13 protein-coding genes and 1 pseudogene are annotated in these 16,194 nt (G+C 72.9%); 8 read left to right on the top strand and 6 right to left on the bottom strand.

All coding sequences use genetic code 11. The annotated features are described in order from the left end of the window. Window positions 1–307 precede the first annotated feature (307 nt). Window positions 308–688, top strand: a complete 381-nt coding sequence (locus FREUN1FDRAFT_RS33325) for a DUF3618 domain-containing protein (protein ID WP_006544758.1) — start codon at window positions 308–310, stop codon at window positions 686–688. A gap of 131 nt (window positions 689–819) precedes the next feature. Further along, window positions 820–1,419, top strand: coding sequence for a histidine phosphatase family protein (locus FREUN1FDRAFT_RS33320; protein ID WP_035955988.1), 600 nt, complete (start codon window positions 820–822; stop codon window positions 1,417–1,419). A 193-nt stretch (window positions 1,420–1,612) separates the two neighbouring features. Here FREUN1FDRAFT_RS33320 and FREUN1FDRAFT_RS33315 read toward each other — a convergent pair whose 3' ends face one another. The 4 genes from FREUN1FDRAFT_RS33315 to FREUN1FDRAFT_RS33300 all read right to left on the bottom strand — a co-directional run bounded on the left by FREUN1FDRAFT_RS33315 (window position 1,613) and on the right by FREUN1FDRAFT_RS33300 (window position 5,408). Then, entirely contained in the window at window positions 1,613–2,881 is a 1,269-nt protein-coding gene (locus FREUN1FDRAFT_RS33315) for a YbhN family protein (RefSeq protein ID WP_006544755.1), read from the bottom strand. Between the two features lie 316 nt (window positions 2,882–3,197). Continuing rightward, the gene (locus FREUN1FDRAFT_RS33310; RefSeq protein WP_006544754.1) at window positions 3,198–3,674 is read right to left on the bottom strand and encodes an NUDIX domain-containing protein; all 477 of its coding nucleotides are present in this window, start codon (window positions 3,672–3,674) and stop codon (window positions 3,198–3,200) included. Further along, the gene (locus FREUN1FDRAFT_RS33305) at window positions 3,671–4,654 is read right to left on the bottom strand and encodes a tellurite resistance TerB family protein (protein WP_232295527.1); all 984 of its coding nucleotides are present in this window, start codon (window positions 4,652–4,654) and stop codon (window positions 3,671–3,673) included. The genes FREUN1FDRAFT_RS33310 and FREUN1FDRAFT_RS33305 overlap by 4 nt, the downstream gene beginning before the upstream one ends. 325 nt (window positions 4,655–4,979) lie before the next feature. Further along, a complete protein-coding gene (locus tag FREUN1FDRAFT_RS33300; RefSeq protein ID WP_006544752.1) occupies window positions 4,980–5,408 on the bottom strand; it encodes an ATP-binding protein in 429 nt (142 codons plus the stop codon). Window positions 5,409–5,602: 194 nt separating this feature from the next. Here FREUN1FDRAFT_RS33300 and FREUN1FDRAFT_RS44505 point away from each other — a divergent pair, with 194 nt between their 5' ends. Further along, window positions 5,603–5,755, top strand: a complete 153-nt coding sequence (locus FREUN1FDRAFT_RS44505; RefSeq protein WP_006544751.1) for a hypothetical protein — start codon at window positions 5,603–5,605, stop codon at window positions 5,753–5,755. Window positions 5,756–7,085: 1,330 nt separating this feature from the next. After that, a complete protein-coding gene (locus tag FREUN1FDRAFT_RS33290; protein WP_157475704.1) occupies window positions 7,086–7,955 on the top strand; it encodes a hypothetical protein in 870 nt (289 codons plus the stop codon). Between the two features lie 460 nt (window positions 7,956–8,415). On the opposite strand, the gene FREUN1FDRAFT_RS33285 is transcribed toward FREUN1FDRAFT_RS33290, so the two are convergent. Next, entirely contained in the window at window positions 8,416–9,102 is a 687-nt protein-coding gene (locus tag FREUN1FDRAFT_RS33285; RefSeq protein ID WP_006544749.1) for a hypothetical protein, read from the bottom strand. Window positions 9,103–9,496: 394 nt separating this feature from the next. Between FREUN1FDRAFT_RS33285 and FREUN1FDRAFT_RS33280 the strand changes: the two genes are divergently transcribed. The 3 genes from FREUN1FDRAFT_RS33280 to FREUN1FDRAFT_RS45495 all read left to right on the top strand — a co-directional run bounded on the left by FREUN1FDRAFT_RS33280 (window position 9,497) and on the right by FREUN1FDRAFT_RS45495 (window position 14,962). Then, window positions 9,497–9,874, top strand: coding sequence for a co-chaperone GroES (locus FREUN1FDRAFT_RS33280; RefSeq protein ID WP_006544748.1), 378 nt, complete (start codon window positions 9,497–9,499; stop codon window positions 9,872–9,874). Between the two features lie 546 nt (window positions 9,875–10,420). Next, complete coding sequence (locus FREUN1FDRAFT_RS33275) at window positions 10,421–10,720, top strand: DUF4193 family protein (protein WP_006544747.1); 300 nt, start codon at window positions 10,421–10,423, stop codon at window positions 10,718–10,720. A 210-nt stretch (window positions 10,721–10,930) separates the two neighbouring features. Further along, on the top strand, window positions 10,931–14,962 hold the full coding sequence (locus tag FREUN1FDRAFT_RS45495) for a LuxR C-terminal-related transcriptional regulator (protein WP_006544746.1): 4,032 nt from the start codon (window positions 10,931–10,933) through the stop codon (window positions 14,960–14,962). A gap of 74 nt (window positions 14,963–15,036) precedes the next feature. On the opposite strand, the gene FREUN1FDRAFT_RS33265 is transcribed toward FREUN1FDRAFT_RS45495, so the two are convergent. Next, window positions 15,037–15,507: a DUF6458 family protein gene (locus tag FREUN1FDRAFT_RS33265; protein WP_006544745.1), complete on the bottom strand. Its 471-nt coding sequence runs from the start codon at window positions 15,505–15,507 to the stop codon at window positions 15,037–15,039. A 446-nt stretch (window positions 15,508–15,953) separates the two neighbouring features. Here FREUN1FDRAFT_RS33265 and FREUN1FDRAFT_RS47075 point away from each other — a divergent pair. Then, a pseudogene (locus tag FREUN1FDRAFT_RS47075) lies at window positions 15,954–16,194 on the top strand (DNA-binding response regulator); the annotation flags it as partial.

Genomic DNA, 16,194 nt, shown 5'->3' with positions numbered 1-16,194 from the left:
CGGCGCGGCGCAGGCAGTGCGGGCGCACGAGGCCGCGCGGGCGGCGGGGGCGGCCCCGATCGATGCGAGCCGGCCCCGATCAGGGTGTGCCGGGCCTCATCTCACACCCGATCGGTCCGGCGGCCGCCGTCGGTAGGTTGACCAGGACAAAGAGGGCGATTGCCCGCGCGTGGGGTGGATGGACGGGCCGGGCCCCGGCCAGCGGAGCGTCGTTTCGTCGCGCTGGGGACGGGCTGGTCTGGCACGATCGAGTCGGGTCGTCAGCCCGGCCCCGTCCACCCGCACAAGAACCGAGAGGGCGACATCGGTGCCGCAGGATCCGGCCGTCATCCAGCGTCAGATCGAACAGACCCGCGCCGAGCTGGCTGAAACCGTCGACGCTATCGCGGAGATCGTCAGCCCCAGGCGGGTGGCGGAGCGCGCGAACGAACAGATCCGTGTGAAGGTCGGCGAGCTGCGCGAGCGCCTCGTTCCGGCCGGGTCGTCGCCACGGCCCGCGGCGCTGCTGGGCGGTCGGGCAGGGCATCAGGACGCCGAAGGCGGGCTGGCGGCCGCGGGCAGCTCCGGCATATCCGGCGAGGGCGTGCCGACTGAGGTCGTGCGGACGGTCCGTTGGGAGAGGGTCGCGCTGGCGTCGGCGGTGCTCCTGCTGGTCGTGGGAGCTCGGCGGCGGCGCCGGAGGCGGTGAACCCGCCCGGAGCACCCGGAGGAGCTGGTGCCTCCGGAGGAGCTGGTGCGTCCGGAGGAGCTGGTGCGTCCGGAGGAGCCGGAGGAGCTGGTGCGTCCGGTGCGTCTGCCGCGTCCGGTGGGCCCGGCGTACTGACTCTGATCCGTCATGGCGAGACCGAGTGGAGCCGGTCCGGGCGCCACACCGGACGAACCGACATCGCCCTGACCGCTGACGGGGAGCGGCAGGCGACGGCGCTGCGGAGCTTCCTGGCGGGGCGGCGGTTCGTGCTGGTGGCCACCAGCCCACGGCTGCGTGCGACCCGCACCGCGGACCTGGCGGGGCTCCTGGCCACCGAACCAACTGTCGCGGACCGCGCCGTGTGGCCGGATCTCGCCGAGTGGGACTACGGGGACCTCGAAGGCCTGACGACGCCGGCCATCCGCCGGGACCGTCCGGGCTGGTCGGTGTTCACCGGCGAGGTGCCGGGGGGAGAGACCGTCGAACAGATCGGGCGGCGTGCCGATCTGGTGCTCGCCACGGTGCGGCCCTGGCTGGAGCGCGGCGATGTCGCGTTTGTGGGGCACAGCCACATGTTCCGCGTGCTGATCGCCAGATGGCTTCGGCTGCCGCCGACCGCGGGTGCCTGTTTTGTGATCGTGCCCGCCGCTGTGTCGGAGCTCGGCTTCGAGCGAGACACGCCCGTGCTGCGCCAGCTCAACCTGTCCGCGGAGGGCTCCACCGGGATCTGACCCGCGGACCCGGATCCGACGTTGCTGACGGGCAAGCATTGAGGATCGTGGTCGTTTTGGCGACCAGAATCCTCAACTCTTGCGGATTGTCAGGCGACTCCTCGCCCTTCTTTCGCTCTTGGGGTGAATTGCTGGAGCTGTGTGGCGGTGCGGGATGGGGCTGCGGCGTTCGAGCCGCGCGGCTTCGAGGCGCTTAGAGGTCTCCGCGGCGGCGCATCACTGCCAGCGCGGTCACGCCCGGAATGATCGGGAGCCAGTAGCTGATCAGGCGATACACCAGCACCGCGGCGACCATCGCCGGGCCGGCGCCGCCGGAGGCGGTCAGGCCGATGACCAGGGCCGGCTCGATGGCGCCGACGTTCCCCGCGGTCGGAGCCGCGCCGGCGACGGCGGAACCGACCAGGTACACGGCGGTGATCGTGGCCAGGTCCAGCTCGCCCTCGAAGGCCCACACCGCGCTTGCCATGCCGACGACCTGGGCGAGTTTCGTTCCGGCGGTGCCGGTCACGAGCACGGCGGTTCGCCCCGGTGAGTGGGCCAGCGATTTGAGGTGCCCGCGGAAGACCCGCATGGCGGGCCGTGCGCGGCACCGCACCCGTGGATGGGCGACGGCGGAGCCCACACCCACGCCCACCACGGCGACGCCGGCCATGAAGGGGCCGGTGCCGATTCCGTTCACCGTCATCCGGACGGGAGCCGTCACCGCCTCGCCGACGCCTGAGCTGCGCAGGGTTCCGGCGACGAGCGCGAGGCCCGCCAGATGGACGAGGAAGGCGACGCCCTTGAGTGAGGCCACCGCGGCGAGGGCCGCGGGTCGATTCATCCCACGTCGCTCGAAAAAACGCAGATGGATGGCGATGGCGCCGAGCCCGGCCGGCACCACCCGGTTCGCCGCGGCGGCGGCGAGCTGGGACGCAGTGGCGATACCCAGGCCCATCCGCAGCCCGCTGGCCGCCCGCACACTAACCCCGTGCGCCATGTAGAAGGCGGCGGTGGCGACCAGGCAGACCCCGAGCCAGTGCCAGCGCGGGGCGGGAACGGCGGTGAGGCTGCCGACGACATCCTCACGGAATCTGGTCGCCATGATCGCGACGATCCCGACGAGCGCGGCCGCGACCAGGATCTGCACCCGGGTGCGGCGCAGGCCGAACCTGGGCCGCACCCGACCGAGGTCGAGAGCGATCGCGGCGGCGCCGGTGGCGTCGACACCGCCGAAGACGGCGGGAACCGAAGCCGCGGGCCGCGAGGACCCGGTGCCGGAGCCTCGGCCGGCCGGAGCGGAAAGCTCATCTTCCCGAGGCGGGTGGCCGGCCTGCGCCTGGCGGGCGCGGCTCGGTACCGGACGCTCGTCCGGTACGGCTGCGGCACGAGGCGTGCCCGTTGCGCGCTCACCGGCCCGCCTGTGGCGGGGCAGCGTCGGCCCGACAACGCGCGGCGCGGCCGCCGTGTTGTCGGCGTTCATCGCGACCGGGATCTCGATGTCTACCCCCTCCGGTCCGGAAGTTCAGGGTTCACGCTATGTCGCGTGCCTGAACGACGGCTGAATGCTCCTCGTGCCGACTACCTCCGCACCATCACCGACAGCGGGTTGGGGCGGGGTGGATCCGCTGTCCGCGACTCCACCCCGCTCCAGGCAGTCCTGCACCGCGACGGGGCGTTCCAAACTCACTGTGACGTGGTGGTCCGCTGGGTGTGAAGTACCCGGGAGATGACGGTTGGATGGCCGCGACTGCCCCGCGAAGCGTCTGTTCCGGCGGCCCGCCCGGGTGACCGAGGACTCAGGAAGTCGCCACGGTCGGGGGCCGCGAGGACCCCCCGTCGGTGTACCACCGCGGTACGCGGTCGGCCAGCCACGAGCTGATCACGTCGCCAATGTACGCGGGACGGAACTCGACCCGGTGAAGATCTGACCGCTCGACGGTGACCAGGTCGACCTCGTCGACGCGGCTGCCGAACTCCGCGTACCGGGGCACGGCGCCCGCGAAGAGGACATCGATCTCGTGGGCGGCCTCGTGGCCGGTCCCGCGACCGGTTTCGTGGCGCTCCATGCCGCCGACGAAGTCCAGGGCGCGCACCTCGAATCCGGCCGTGCGCCGCAGCACGCGGTGCAGGACCTGCTCGACGCCCTCACCCGGGGCGACGCGCTCACCGAGCAGGAAGAACCACGGCTGGCCGCGGTGGTTCGCGACGACGACGCGGTTGCCGAGGGTCAGGAAGACCCGGGCACGCAGCGTCGGTTCGGGGAGAAGGTTCATTCCTCGACCGCCTGGACGGCGAGCCGGCCTGCGCTCAGGCCCAGCACCTCGGCGGCCTCCTGGACGACCCGGCGCTCGTCCGGATCGAAGTAGCCGTCGGCGCGGCCGACGACAGCCCCGAAGTGGAGCACCGCCCACGAGCGGGCGGAATCACCGCGCACCTTGCCGATCTCGTTCAGTGCCACTCGGCGGCCTTCCGCGAGATCGAGGCGCAGCCGCGCCACATGTTGGTCGAAGATCTGTTCCAGCTCGGCGCGAGGGTAGGCGGCAAGCACAGGCTCGCTGTGGATGGACTGGATCATCGCGTCGCGCTCCGCCGGGTCCACCCAGCCGTCCGCGACCGCGACCAGTGCGCAGATGGCCACCGCGGCGTCGCGGAAGGCCTCGCCCTGCAGGACATCACTGCGGGCCGTGAGCTGAGCGCGCAGGGTGCGCACCGACTTGCGCAGCATCGTCCACCACGGCTCCGCGTCCTCGACGGCGTGGCCACGCCAGGAGGCCCACTGCTCGGACCACCAGACCAGCGCCGCGCGCCCGACCGCGGTCGGCTGGACCGTCGCGAGGGTGGCCTGGGACTCGATCTCGTGCGGCCGAAGCAGGAACACGTCCGGAAGAAGATCATCCTGGTCGCGATAGTGCGCCGGGTCGGGAGTGACGGCGTAGAGCACCGTCAGGACCTTGCGGCGATGCTCCGGGCTGAGGTGCTCGGTGTGCTCGACGCAGCCCGCGAACCGCAGGATGCCGGCCACGTCCCCCGTTTCCGCCGCGTCGGCGGTGTCGGCCGGCGTGGAGAGCGGCGGTCTGGCCGCGGCTGGCCGGGCCGGGACCTGCTCCGGCAGCACTGCACGCAACAGTCGGCCGGCGGCGGCCAGCGCCGACTCTCCCGGGCCCGGAATGCACCCTGGGAAGCGGAGCGTGCCGTCATCGGACGCACGGACCACAAGTCCGTCGTCGAGTTCGACGAGCAAAGCGATGTCCACGACGACTTGCGTCTGCGGCGGCATACCGCCCCCCATCGTGACGTCGTGTCGTCACCTGGATGCTGGTATGCGAACCATCATCTACCGCTTACGGAGAAATATGCCGCATTCTGGCTGACTCATGGCGAGGAGTTGGTAGCGCGCAGTCGCAGTTGTGAATGTCGCGATCACCGTGCGAACACGCGGCCCCCGACTGGGTGATCCGACCTGCGTCGGCGTTTCGCCGGGACCGCTCGGCACACCCGGGACGGTCCAGCGCGCCTGGCGCGGCTCAGGACGTCCGGCACGGCTCAGTGCGTCCGGCACGGCTCAGGACGTCTACGGCTCAGTGCACGTGACAGGCGATCGCGGCCGAGTCGCTCGCCGCCAGCTCGAACCACACCTGCTTGCCGCGACCGATCGACGGCGGGTCGTCGACGACGCCCCACCGCTCCGCGAGGGCGCTCACCAGCTGCATGCCGCGGCCGGACTCGTCGTCATCCTGGGCGGCTCTGAGCACCGGTCGGAGCGGGCTGCCGTCGCTCACGGAGACCCGGATGAAGCCGGAGCCGCACTCGACGGTGAGCCGGAGCACCTCACGGGCCCCGACGAACCGTACGGCGTTGGTGACAACCTCGCTGACAAGAAGCTTCGCGACTTCAGAGGTGCTCGAGCAACCCCACGCCGCGAGAAGATCGGCGACCAGCGCACGGGCCCGCCCAGCCGCCCGTGGATCAGCGTGCAGGTCGAAGCCTGCGGTCAGCGCTTCGGCCACACATCACCCTCCGGGCCTCGTCCATCCTCGCCTGCCAGCGGCGCCACGGCGGGGCCGGCGTCGCGTTCCTCCCACCCGGGGAGAGACCTCAAACCTCCCCCGGCATGCAGCGGCACATCCCGGACAGGCGCTGCCGTGTCCCCGGACAGGCACAGCCTGGCCTGGTCTCGGCCCGGCTGCGTGGAGGACTCGCCGTGTCCTCCTGGTACGAGGTCGCCGGCGACGAGAAGCTGGACTCGTCGGTGCCCGTCCTGCTGACTCAGATCACATCGATGCCGTCCAGTACGGAGTCCTTGCGGGCGAGCCAGGCGCGCGCGACCGCCTCGAGCTCGGCGTTCGTCGGTTGACTGCCGCCCTGGCCGCCGGCCGTGGCCGGCCCCGTCCGTGGCCCCTGTGGCCCTCCGCCGCCGACCGTCGGTCCCGCGACGTCGGGCCCGAGGCCGGCGCCGGGCTGCCCGGCACCGCCAGGTCCCGCCGGGCCGAGGCGAGGAGCCGGATCGCGGCCCGCCCCGGCCCACGAGTCGTCGACAGAGATGGGACGGCGCTGCTCGGTGGCCTGGCTGCTCCACGGTGACCCCTGCGGGCGCGGCTGTTCCGGACCCGCGTGCCGGCCCCGTTCGGGGGCCAGCCGCCCCCGGGTGGGCGAGCTCCCCGATCAGCACCGCGAACGTTGTCCGGGGGCCGGAGAGCCTGTGGTCCGGCCGCAGCCGCCGCCGCGGCGGCTCGGGCCATTTCGGCGGCCCGCGCGGCCGCGATGCTCGCCGCCGTCATCTCGACCGGCCCGGAGATCGGCGGTGCTGGCCGGGACGTCGGTACGGACACCCTGTCGCCGCCACCCGCTGCCGCCCTCGGGTTCCCGGCAGCGGCGGGTGGCCGCTGCGGCTCGGGCGTACCTGGACGTGCGGCGGCAGGCGGCATCGCGGCCTGCGGCTGCCGGTGCTCCGGCCTGCGGGCGTCGGGACCGGTCGGGATCTGCCCGGTGTGGATCTGTCCGGTCGGGATCTGCCCGGTGGGAGCCTGGCCAGCAGGGACCGGTCCGCGGGGGATCTGCCCGGTGGGTACCGGGCCGGTGAAGGCCTGCCCGTTCGGAACCTGCCCGTTCGGGAAGTGGCCGTTGGGAACGGGGCCCGTCGGGACCTGCCCGGGTGCGAACCGCCCTGCCGGCACCTGCCCGGTCGGGATCTGCCCGGTGTGGATCTGTCCGGTCGGCACCTGCCCGGTCGGGATCTGGCCGGTCGGGATCTGGCCGTCCGCGGTCGGACCGACCGGGTTCGGCCGGGTCGGAACGGGACCGCTCGGACGGCCAGCGCCTGCCGCGGCAGGCGGGCGCGCGAACGGCTGACCGTTGCGGTCCGGATAGCTGTTGCGGTCCGGGTATCCGTCCCGGCCTGGCTGGCCGGGTTGGGCGGGCTGGCCTGTGTAGGTGGGCTGGCCGGCGTGGGTGGGCGGCCCGACCCACGGCGGCTGCCCGGACTGCCCCGGGCGTCCGGGCTCAGGCAGCTGACCCGGCGGAACGGGCTGGCCCATCGGACCGACGGGTGGGCCGGCGGCGGGGCGATCGTAGGACGCCGCGGCCGGCCGCGGGAACGGCGCCGGCGCCGGCGGCGGCCCGCTGGGAGCCTGACGCTCACGCGGATCCCTGGCGACGTCCGACCCGTGTGGAGGCATGGAGTGCTGTTGCCCGAGGCCACCATCGGTGAACTGGGCGGCCGCGGGCTGGAAGAGCGACGGCCCGGATCGCCGCTCCGGCTCCGGGACGCCCATCGGCGGGCGCCCGGGCGCGGGCTGTCCGGGCGGCTGGAGCCGGGGCTGGCCCGGCTGGGGCGCCCCGGGATGGGGCTGGGGCTGCCCTGGCTGGGGCTGAGCCTGCCCTGGCAGGGGCTGAGGCTGCCCTGGCTGGGCCTGGGGCTCGCCTGCTCCCGGACGCCGGATCCCGGCCAGCGGATCGCCGAAGACAGGTCTGCGTGCCGGTCCGCCAGGGCCGCCTGGGGCCATCCCCGGGGCCGGGGAGCCGTCCCTGGCGGCGGCGGGCGCGGGCGCCGGCATGGCACCGGTGCCTGGGCGTGGCATGGCGCCGGTGTCGAAATGCGGCATGGCGCCGGTATCGACAGGCGGGGGTGGGGTGGGCATGCGGTCCGCGGCCTGAGGCTGGCCGCCGACCGGGCGCCCGGTCGGCGCCGTGCCTCGAACCTCGCCGGTGCCGGTACGGGATGCCGTCGGCACCGGCAGGGGACGTGGCGGTACTTCGTCCTCGGTGGTCTCGAGCTCGCCGGTGATCGCGACGACGGTGGCGCAGGGCCAGAGCCGGTCACAGCCCAGGCACAGGTCGAACTCGTTCGGTTGATGGAGGCCAATCAAGGTGATCAGCGAATTGATGTGTTCGACGATCCGCGGTCCGGCCAGTACCGGTCCGTTCGCGATCATCTCGAGTTCCGAGCGCAACTGACCGTGGTACTGCTCGACGTCGACTACGCGCGGGTCCTCCATCGAAGGCAGCATGCACCATTGCGGGCGGATACGTGCGGGCGGCACCGCCACAGCGGGTAACTGGTGACGCCATCATCACCATCTGCGTACGGAGTCGGAAGCGATTGAATGTGCAGTGTGCTTTCGTCGCCACGCAGCGCTGACAATCGTGGGGCGACGGTTCCGTGCGCTCACCCGATGCCCTGGCGCGGAGCGCGTCCCGGTGGCACGGGCGGGCCGCCGTCGCTGCCACGAGCCGCCGATTTCACCGAAATATGCCTAGTCAGGGCATAGGTGGGCGGTCCGGCCCGAGCGCGGTCGGCCTCCATGCGAATGGTGCATGTGACGCCGGTTACCCGAAGGTGCCAGGCAGGTTTGCCGGCCGGCCTGCGGTTGGGCACGGGGGTCAGCTGGGCACGCGGGTCAGGGGGCGGCTGTCGGCCATCAGGTGCGCTGCCGGCGCGAGTGCGTCCGCCGGCGCGGGGCGGCCGGTTGCGCGGATCCGCCCACTGACCCCACTGCTCGGTCAGGTCAGGTCAGGTCAGGTCCGGTCGGGGCGGACTTCACCGTCACGGCGGACCTGACGCATCAGGCCTTCCTGGAGACGCGCGAACTCCTCGATGTACGGGCTTTCGACCCCGCCCGCGCCACCGGGCTCCTTCGCACCCTGCGACCGGTCGAACACGGGCTCGAAACCGGCGAACTGGCCGTTGCTCTGGCCTGCCAGCCGATCGGTCGGGGCGTCGAAGGCCGGGTAGTGCGATCCACCGGAGGGCGGCGGCGGCGGGGGCGGCGGAGGCGGTGTGCCCCGCTCCAACTGGCTGTCGTAGCCGGGCGGTCCGTACGCGGGAAGGTTGCCGGCCGCGGAGGCGGAGCGGTCGGCTCCGTTGTCGAACGAGGGGTAGTGGTTGCCGTTGGACGACGCGGAGCGGTCGGCGGATCCGTCGTAGCCGAAACCGCCGGACGAGCCGCTGCCGGGAGCGATGGACAGCGGCGCTGCGCCGCGCAGGCCGTCACCGGGCCCGAGCTCGGGCTGCTCGCTGGACAGGAAACCGTCCGACGCCGGATAGATCCGGGCGGAAAGGCTCACCGACATCGGGTCACTGCCGTAGGTGATGACGTCGACCTGGTCGTCCGGACCGATGCCGCCGCTTCTCGCGAGATCGACGAACCGGAAGAGGTCGGCCCAGCGCAGCCCCTCGAGGTCCACACTGATTCTCAGCGCCATTGGTTTGCCCCATCCCTTGGCTCGTGCGTGTCGATCGGCTGACCTGGCTTCCGACGCGGACGCTTCTGCTGGGTGCCGGGCATCCCCCCCGGCGCGCCTGGCGGCACCCGGCCGTGCGGGCCCGGATGACGATGGGCGGCAGCTTATACCGCGTTGAGGTGCCTTTCCTCATCCGGGCTGGTTGGTAGGTCTGTGGTTGCTGGTGGGGTGTCTGTCGTGGTTTAGCGGCCCCCGCGGCGCTGCTGGTGGGCGCTGTCGGACCCACCCCGGCATTTCTGGTGGGCGCGACAGTCTGGGCGCGACGGTCGGGTGCGCGGGCCGCCGGTGGCATGCAGTGGGGTAATCGGCTACATCCGGTCGGCGATGCTGTCGCGGGCGGGTAGGGTCCGAGCCTGTGAGCGTAGTTTCCGGCGATGTCAACGGTGTCGGGGGTGCGGTCGGCATCGACGCGACGAGTGGATCCCTGCCGATCCGGCTGCTGCACGACCGTGTGTTGGTGCGGCCCCGGGAGGATTCCGCGGACCGGCGTTCGAAGGCGGGCATCGTCATCCCCGCGACCGCGCAGATGGGCAAGCGGCTGGCGTGGGCGGACGTGGTCGCGATCGGCACGGTCGTGCGCACGATCCAGGTCGGCGACCGGGTGCTTTACGACCCCGAGGATCGGGCCGAGGTGGAGCTGCACTCCACGACCTACATCCTGATGCGGGAACGGGACGTCCACGCGGTCGCAGCGGTTCGCCTCGACGACGGATTGACCGGCCTCTACCTCTGACCCGCGGACTCTGACCGGCGCAACCTCCGTCGGGTCGCTGTCCCCGGTCGCTGCCGCCGGCCGTCCGTCACCGTGATCGCCCGGTTTGTGGGTGTCGGGGTGCCGACGCGTGCTGACACATCCGAGCCGTCGACACCACCGAAGAGCGGTCCGCGCCACCTCGATCTCGTCGACCGCCTCGGTCCGATCGACGTCCGATCATGCCGTCGAGGTGGGGCATCACGGGCCGTGGCGCAACCCATCCAGATCCGGATGTGGCGGGAGTGACACCGCGCCGAAGCGCCCCTGCTTGGTCTGGCGACTCTTTGGCCCGTATCCTTCGGGCGGCTTTGGAGATCCGCGTTCCGAACTGGTGGCCGTGGGTACCGGCTTCGGGGCATGGGGAATGCGGACATCTGCTTGGCGCCCACTTCTCTGGCCAGAGCCACTGCTTATTGTGATCAGCCGATGCCGTTCAGGTACGGTGCTTGCTCGATCCTGTGGTCCGGATCGATGCCGGTGTCGACAGGCCGCGGTCTGTGAGGACGAGGAAAGGTAAGGAGAGGCATGGCTCGTGACTTCGACGCTCGGCGGAGCGCGGATGTCGAGGAGGATGAGCTCCAGGAACAGAGCCTGGAGACGTTGAAGGCCCAGCGCGCCGGCGCGGCCGCCGACCTCGGCGACGACATGGACGCGCTGGAGGCTGAGCTGGATCTTCCGGACGCCGAGGTCCGAGACGAGGAGCTCTCGCTGCGCGTGCTCCCACGGCAGGCTGACGAGTTCACCTGCACCAGCTGCTTTCTCGTGCAGCACCGCAGCCAGCTTGCCGACCCGCGACGGACGGTCTGCGCCGACTGCGCCGCCTGACGAGGATCGCAGGTCCGCGACGCTGAGCGGACGGTTCCGGAGAAGAGCGCACCTGCCAGGCGCTTCCGGAACCGTCCGCGTCCGTTCGGGTATCGCACGCCCCTGTGACCGCCTGGGCCCGCCGTCTCGCGGGCGACACCGCCTCACTGGTTGCTGAATGCGGAGGGTGGCTGTACCACTACCCTTGGCACGGTGAGCGGGGGTGATCACATGGTCGAGGCGTGGGAGGCGGAGGGCTGTCCGGGTGGTCCGGTGGCTGCCGGTCCCGGAAGTGCCGCCGTCGATGCGGACGGGGCGGCGCCGAGGCCGCCGCTGACGCCTGCGGGCGGGGGACTGCCCACGCTCGGCGCCCGCCTGTTCCCACCCCGGCCGGCTGTTCCGCTCGTGTCCAGGCCCAGGCTGCTGGAACGCCTTGACCTGGCGGTCGACGGCCCGCTGACCGCCGTGTGCGCTCCCGCCGGCACCGGCAAGACGGTGCTGCTGGCGGACTGGGCCCGGTCGGGTCGCTCACCGCACCCCGTCGTGTGGCTGCGCGTCGACCCCGTCATCGGACGTCGTCACTCCTCCATGCCCGCCGGGCCCGCCGGCCGGGTACCGGTGCCGCCCGTGTCAGCTGTGTCGCTGTGGTCGCAGATCCTGCGCGGACTGCGCCGTGACGCGGCGTTGCCGTGCCCGGAGCGGCTCGAACGCCTGGAAGCCGAATCCGCCGGGACGAACCCCGAGCGGTTCCAGCGGGAGCTGGTCAACCAGCTCGCCCAGCTCCCGGTGCCGGCCGTGCTGATCCTCGACGACGCCCATCTGGTTCACGAACCGGCGGACATCGCCGGGCTCGAACTCCTGGTGGGCGAGGGCGCGGGGCACCTGCGCCTGGTCCTCGCCGGGCGTCAGCCGGTCCTGCGCGTCCACCGCCTGCGCGCCGAGGGCACCGTCACCGAGATCGGCGCGGCGGACCTCGCCTTCACCAGGGATGAGACGGCGGCGTTGCTCGCCGCCCACGGCCTGCGGGTCACCGAGCCCGCCGTGGCGGCCTTGTGGAAGCGGACCGAAGGCTGGGCGGTGGGCCTGCGGCTCGCCGCGGCCCGCGCTGCCGACGCCGCCGATGCCCTGGCCGGTGAGGCCGACAATGTCGCCAACGAGGCCGAGGCCGCGGCCGGTGCCGGTGCCGCCGTGGCTGGTGCCGGCGCGGTCGGCGTGGCCGTCGCGGAAGACCCCGGCCAGGGCACGTTGCCATCCGGCAGGCCGCTGCTGCCGCCGGAGCTTGATCCGGCCCGCGGGCCGCGGGCCGCCATCGCTGACTACCTGCAGGCCGAGGTCCTGGCGGACTACGCGGAGCCAGTTCGTCGGTTCCTGCTCCGGACCAGCGTGTTGGAACGGCTCACCGGCCCGCTCGCCGCGGCCGTCGCCGCCATCGACGCCCGGAGCGCTCCGGCGGGTGTGCCGGAGTACCGGGAGGCGGGCGCGCCGGCACCCGGCGGTACCGCCGTCGCGGCGGCTGCCCCGACGCCGGGGTTGGCGTCGACATGGCGGGGTGCGGTCCACCTGCTGCGCGAGTTCGCCCGTACCGGCGGATTCCTCGTACCGCTGGAGCCTGTCGCGCCGTCGCCGGTCGCCGCGGCGGAGGCGAGGTCGTCCGCCGGCGTGGCCTGGGACTGGTATCGCTACAACCGGATGTTCGCGCTGATGCTGCACGGGTTGCTGCTGCGCGACCCGGACGAGGACCCTCGTGAGCTCAACCTGCGTGCGGCCCTGTGGTTCGCGGCCAACGACAGCACCTCCGACGCGGCCCGCCATGCGCTGCGCGCCGGTGACTGGTGGTATCTGGCCTGTCTGCTCGTCGACGGTTCGGCGCTGGTGGACATCCTGTTCGGGGGCGAGCCCGACCTGAGTGAGCTGGTGGCCGAGGTGCCGGCGGGGGCGTCCGGGCTGTCGCCCGAATGCGACCTGGTGCTGGCGGTCGCCCACCTGCGCTCGGGTCGGCTGGAGGCGGCTGCCGCGAGCCTGTCGTCAGCCCGCGCGGGGCTGCCGGTGGGCCCGGCGCGCCACGACGTGTCTCGCCGCAGGACGCTGGTCGAACGCATCGACGTCGTGGAGCTGTATCGGGCCGAGCTCGCCGGAGAGCCCACGGAAATGATCGTGGCCGCCCGGAGGTTGCTGCGTGCCGGCGCGTCCGGGGCAGGGGGCGCGGCGCAGACGCGGCTGACCGCGGCAGCTGGGCAGGCTGCGCCGGCCGGCTCGATGCCGGGAGCGGTGGGCAATCCGGGCGGTTCGGGCAATCCGGGCGGTTCGGGTGGTCCAGTCGGTCCAGTCGGTCCGCAGGCCGACGTGAACGGTCCGCGGGCCGAGCCGCGCAGGAGCCCGCCCCGACCGACGCGGCGGATGGACGAGGGTGTTCGGGCGGTTGCTCTGTGCGCCCGCGGTCGGGGTGAGCTGTGGCTCGGCCGGCTCTCGGTGGCCGCCAGCGTGCTGCACGAGGGCGCCGCGACCGCCCGGCGGGCGGGGCTTGTCGGGGTGGAGACGTCCTGCCTGGGGGCGTTGGCGCTGCAGTACGCGTTGCGCGGCCGGCTGCGGCAGGCCGAGAGCCAGCTACATCTGGTGGTCACTCGGGTGGAAGGCGCCGCCGCGGGCCGGAACACGCCCGCCTCCACGCCCGCCTCGGCGCGGCAGACCGTGCCCGGTCTGCCCGAGGCCCACCTCGCCGCCGCGATGGTGCATCTGCAGCGCGTCGACCTGGTCGAGGCCGAGCGCAGCCTCGCCGCGGCACGCAGGGCGATCACGCCTGCGAGCCCCGGGTTCCTCGTCGAGATCGCGACAGTGTGCGAAACCCGGCTGCGACTCCTGCACGGATCACCTGACGAGGTGCGTGCGGCGCGGCGCATGCTCGCCGCTGCCGGCTCCGGCCCCACCCCGCCGCTGGGCGCGGCCGCGCGCCGGGCGGCGGAGGCGGACCTGCTCGTCGCGACCGGCGCCCCGGAGGCAGCACGTCGTTCACTGCTGCGTGCCGGTGACCGCACGGCGACGGACCCGCAGGTACTGCTCTCCCTCGCGCGTTCGGCCCTGGCCTGCGCTGACGTGCCGTCGGCGGAGGAGGTGCTCGCGCCCCTGCTGCGGGCCGACGACGGCGGCGCGGGACTGGTGGCGGCCTGCGTGCTCGGGGCAGTCGCGGCCGCCCGCCGTGACGACCACGCCAGAGTCGGCGGGCTGCTCGCGCGTGCCGTGGCGCTCGCCGTGGACGAGGGGATGGTCGCGCCGTTCGTGGAGGCCGGGGACGAGCTGTTGGGCCTGATGGCCGCTCATCCCGAGCTGACGGACAGCCACCCCGAGTTCGTCGCGGCCCTCGACCGGAGCGCGGCGTCGAGGGGGACGCCGTCCGCTCGGCTTCCGGGCCTGCGAGCCGCCGAGCGGCGGCGCGCGCTGCGGTTGCCGGTGCCCGGGCTGCCCGCCTCGCGCATGCCAGCCGCGCGACACGCGCAGGCACGGGAGGCGGCGGGTGGTGGCACGGTGGGGCCGTCGGAACTGGAACCACCGCGCTCCGCGGCCGCCGGCTCCGTGCCGGAAGGGCCCGTAGGGGCCGCAGGGGTCGAAGGGGTCGAAGGGGCCGCGAACGGTGCGGGGTCGGGCTGGCCGCGTCAGGGAACCCGAGGCGTCACGGGCCGGGGCGGCCAGGCCGGTCGGGGCACTGCGATCGGCGGTGACGGCGAGGCGGGACGGGGCGGCGAGGCGGGGTATGGCGGCGAGACCGGCCAGCGGGGCCCGGCTGGCGTCGCGGGCCCCGTCGAGGTGGTGGTGCCTGCGCCGACCAGGCCGCTCACGGACCCGGCCTCCCGGGGCGCCTCGGCGTACTGGAACGACGACCGCGCGTCGTCGTCGGCGGCGGCGACAGCCACCGCTGGCAGCCTGCGGAACCCGGCCGCCGTCCAGGGAGCCGTGGGGGTGCCCAACCGCGTCGGGTCGGTCCACGTCGGTCCCGACACCGCGGGCACTGATGTCGGAGCTGGCGGGCCCGGCGGGGACCCGCGGCGGGCAGCGCGCGTTGGTTCCGCGGGTTCCGCTGATCTGCTCAGCGAGCGTGAGCTGGCGGTGCTGAGCTACCTGCCGACGATGCTCACCACCGCGGAGATCGCGGCGGAGATGTTCGTTTCGGTGAACACCGTCAAGACGCACCTCAAAAGCATCTACCGCAAGCTGGACGTCGCCCGGCGCAGAGACGCGGTCCACTGTGCCCGCGCCCTGCATCTGCTCTGACAGTGAGGATCTGCGGTGGGCCCCGCGCCGGCCGGTCTGACCGCCCGGCGCGGTGTGACCGCCGGCCGGTGTGGTCAACGCTGGTGCGACCACGCGTCGGAGGTGCTACCACCTTCGGGCCAGTCGCCGGCGCCCTCCCCTGGGCAGGCGTCGGTGGCGTAGCCGGGGTGGCCGGTGTCCTCCCAGGGCCGGGGGATCCCCGGACGGGGGGTGTGCCAGGAGGATGTGCCATCGCCGGCGAGACGAAATCCGGGGCCATCGCGATCGGCGCTCCGCGCGGATTCCGCGGCGGGCCAGTTCCACTCGGCGGTGCCATCTTCCGGGGGAATCAGCGTGCCCAGGGGCAGCGTCCGCGCGACCGGGGCCGGCCTTCGACGGCGAGCCGTGCGCAGGTCCCGGATGAAGCAGACGAACAGGGTGGCGGCGCCGGTGGCCATGATGATCGATCCGAGCGCATGCAGGTCGACGCCGTTCACCCGGTAGGACAACGCGAAGCGCAGGATCGCCCCGGCGGCGAGCAGAAAGATCGAGAATCCGGTCGTCACATGCCTCACCTCGCAGCGGCGTGCTCACGGTGCACGCCTGGATGGTGACCTGATGTGAGCAGTTAGATGCTGCCGGTAAGAAAACTACCCTCCGTGTCGACCGTTTACACGCCCGTGGTCGAAGGTGGAGGTGGTGGTCGGACCGGGCCAATTTGAGGGCCGTTGCCGGCACCTTTGGGTGGCGGAGTCCCGCCGTTGTCGTTACGCAACGTGTAGGCACGGTCACGATTGACGATGGCTGGCGGGTAAACGGCGCATGAGCTGAGATTCAATAGTCAGATAAGCCAGTCAGGCTTATCAGGCGCCAGAAAGTAGGTGTCGCAGGCTGGCATCTGGGTAGTCGCGGCCCTAGGCTTGCCGAACATGTCCAGCTTGGCCGGAAATACGCCGGCTGATTCGCGACTACCGGCCAGTGACCTGGTGTCGGTCTGCCCCCGGAGGCATGTGTGACTGACCGAATGCTCAGCAATCCCGATGGTAGCCCCAGCGCTCGTCCGGCCACCGGCCGGCTCGCCGTGACGATGGACACATCAGCGGGGGTTGCCCGGCCGTCCGGCGTTCCCGCGCCGCACCGGGCACCCGCCACACGGCACGCGCCGATCACCGCGACGTCCGCGGTGGGCCACCCCGCGGCACGCACTCGTCCCGGCGCGGTCGCGGCGGGGCTTCCCGCCCGGGCGCCGGCGG

It is taken from the genome of Parafrankia sp. EUN1f (assembly GCF_000177675.1).
Classification (GTDB): Bacteria; Actinomycetota; Actinomycetes; order Frankiales; family Frankiaceae; genus Parafrankia.
The sequence above is the reverse complement of the archived record's forward strand: the minus strand, read 5'-3'. Positions and strand labels throughout refer to the sequence as shown.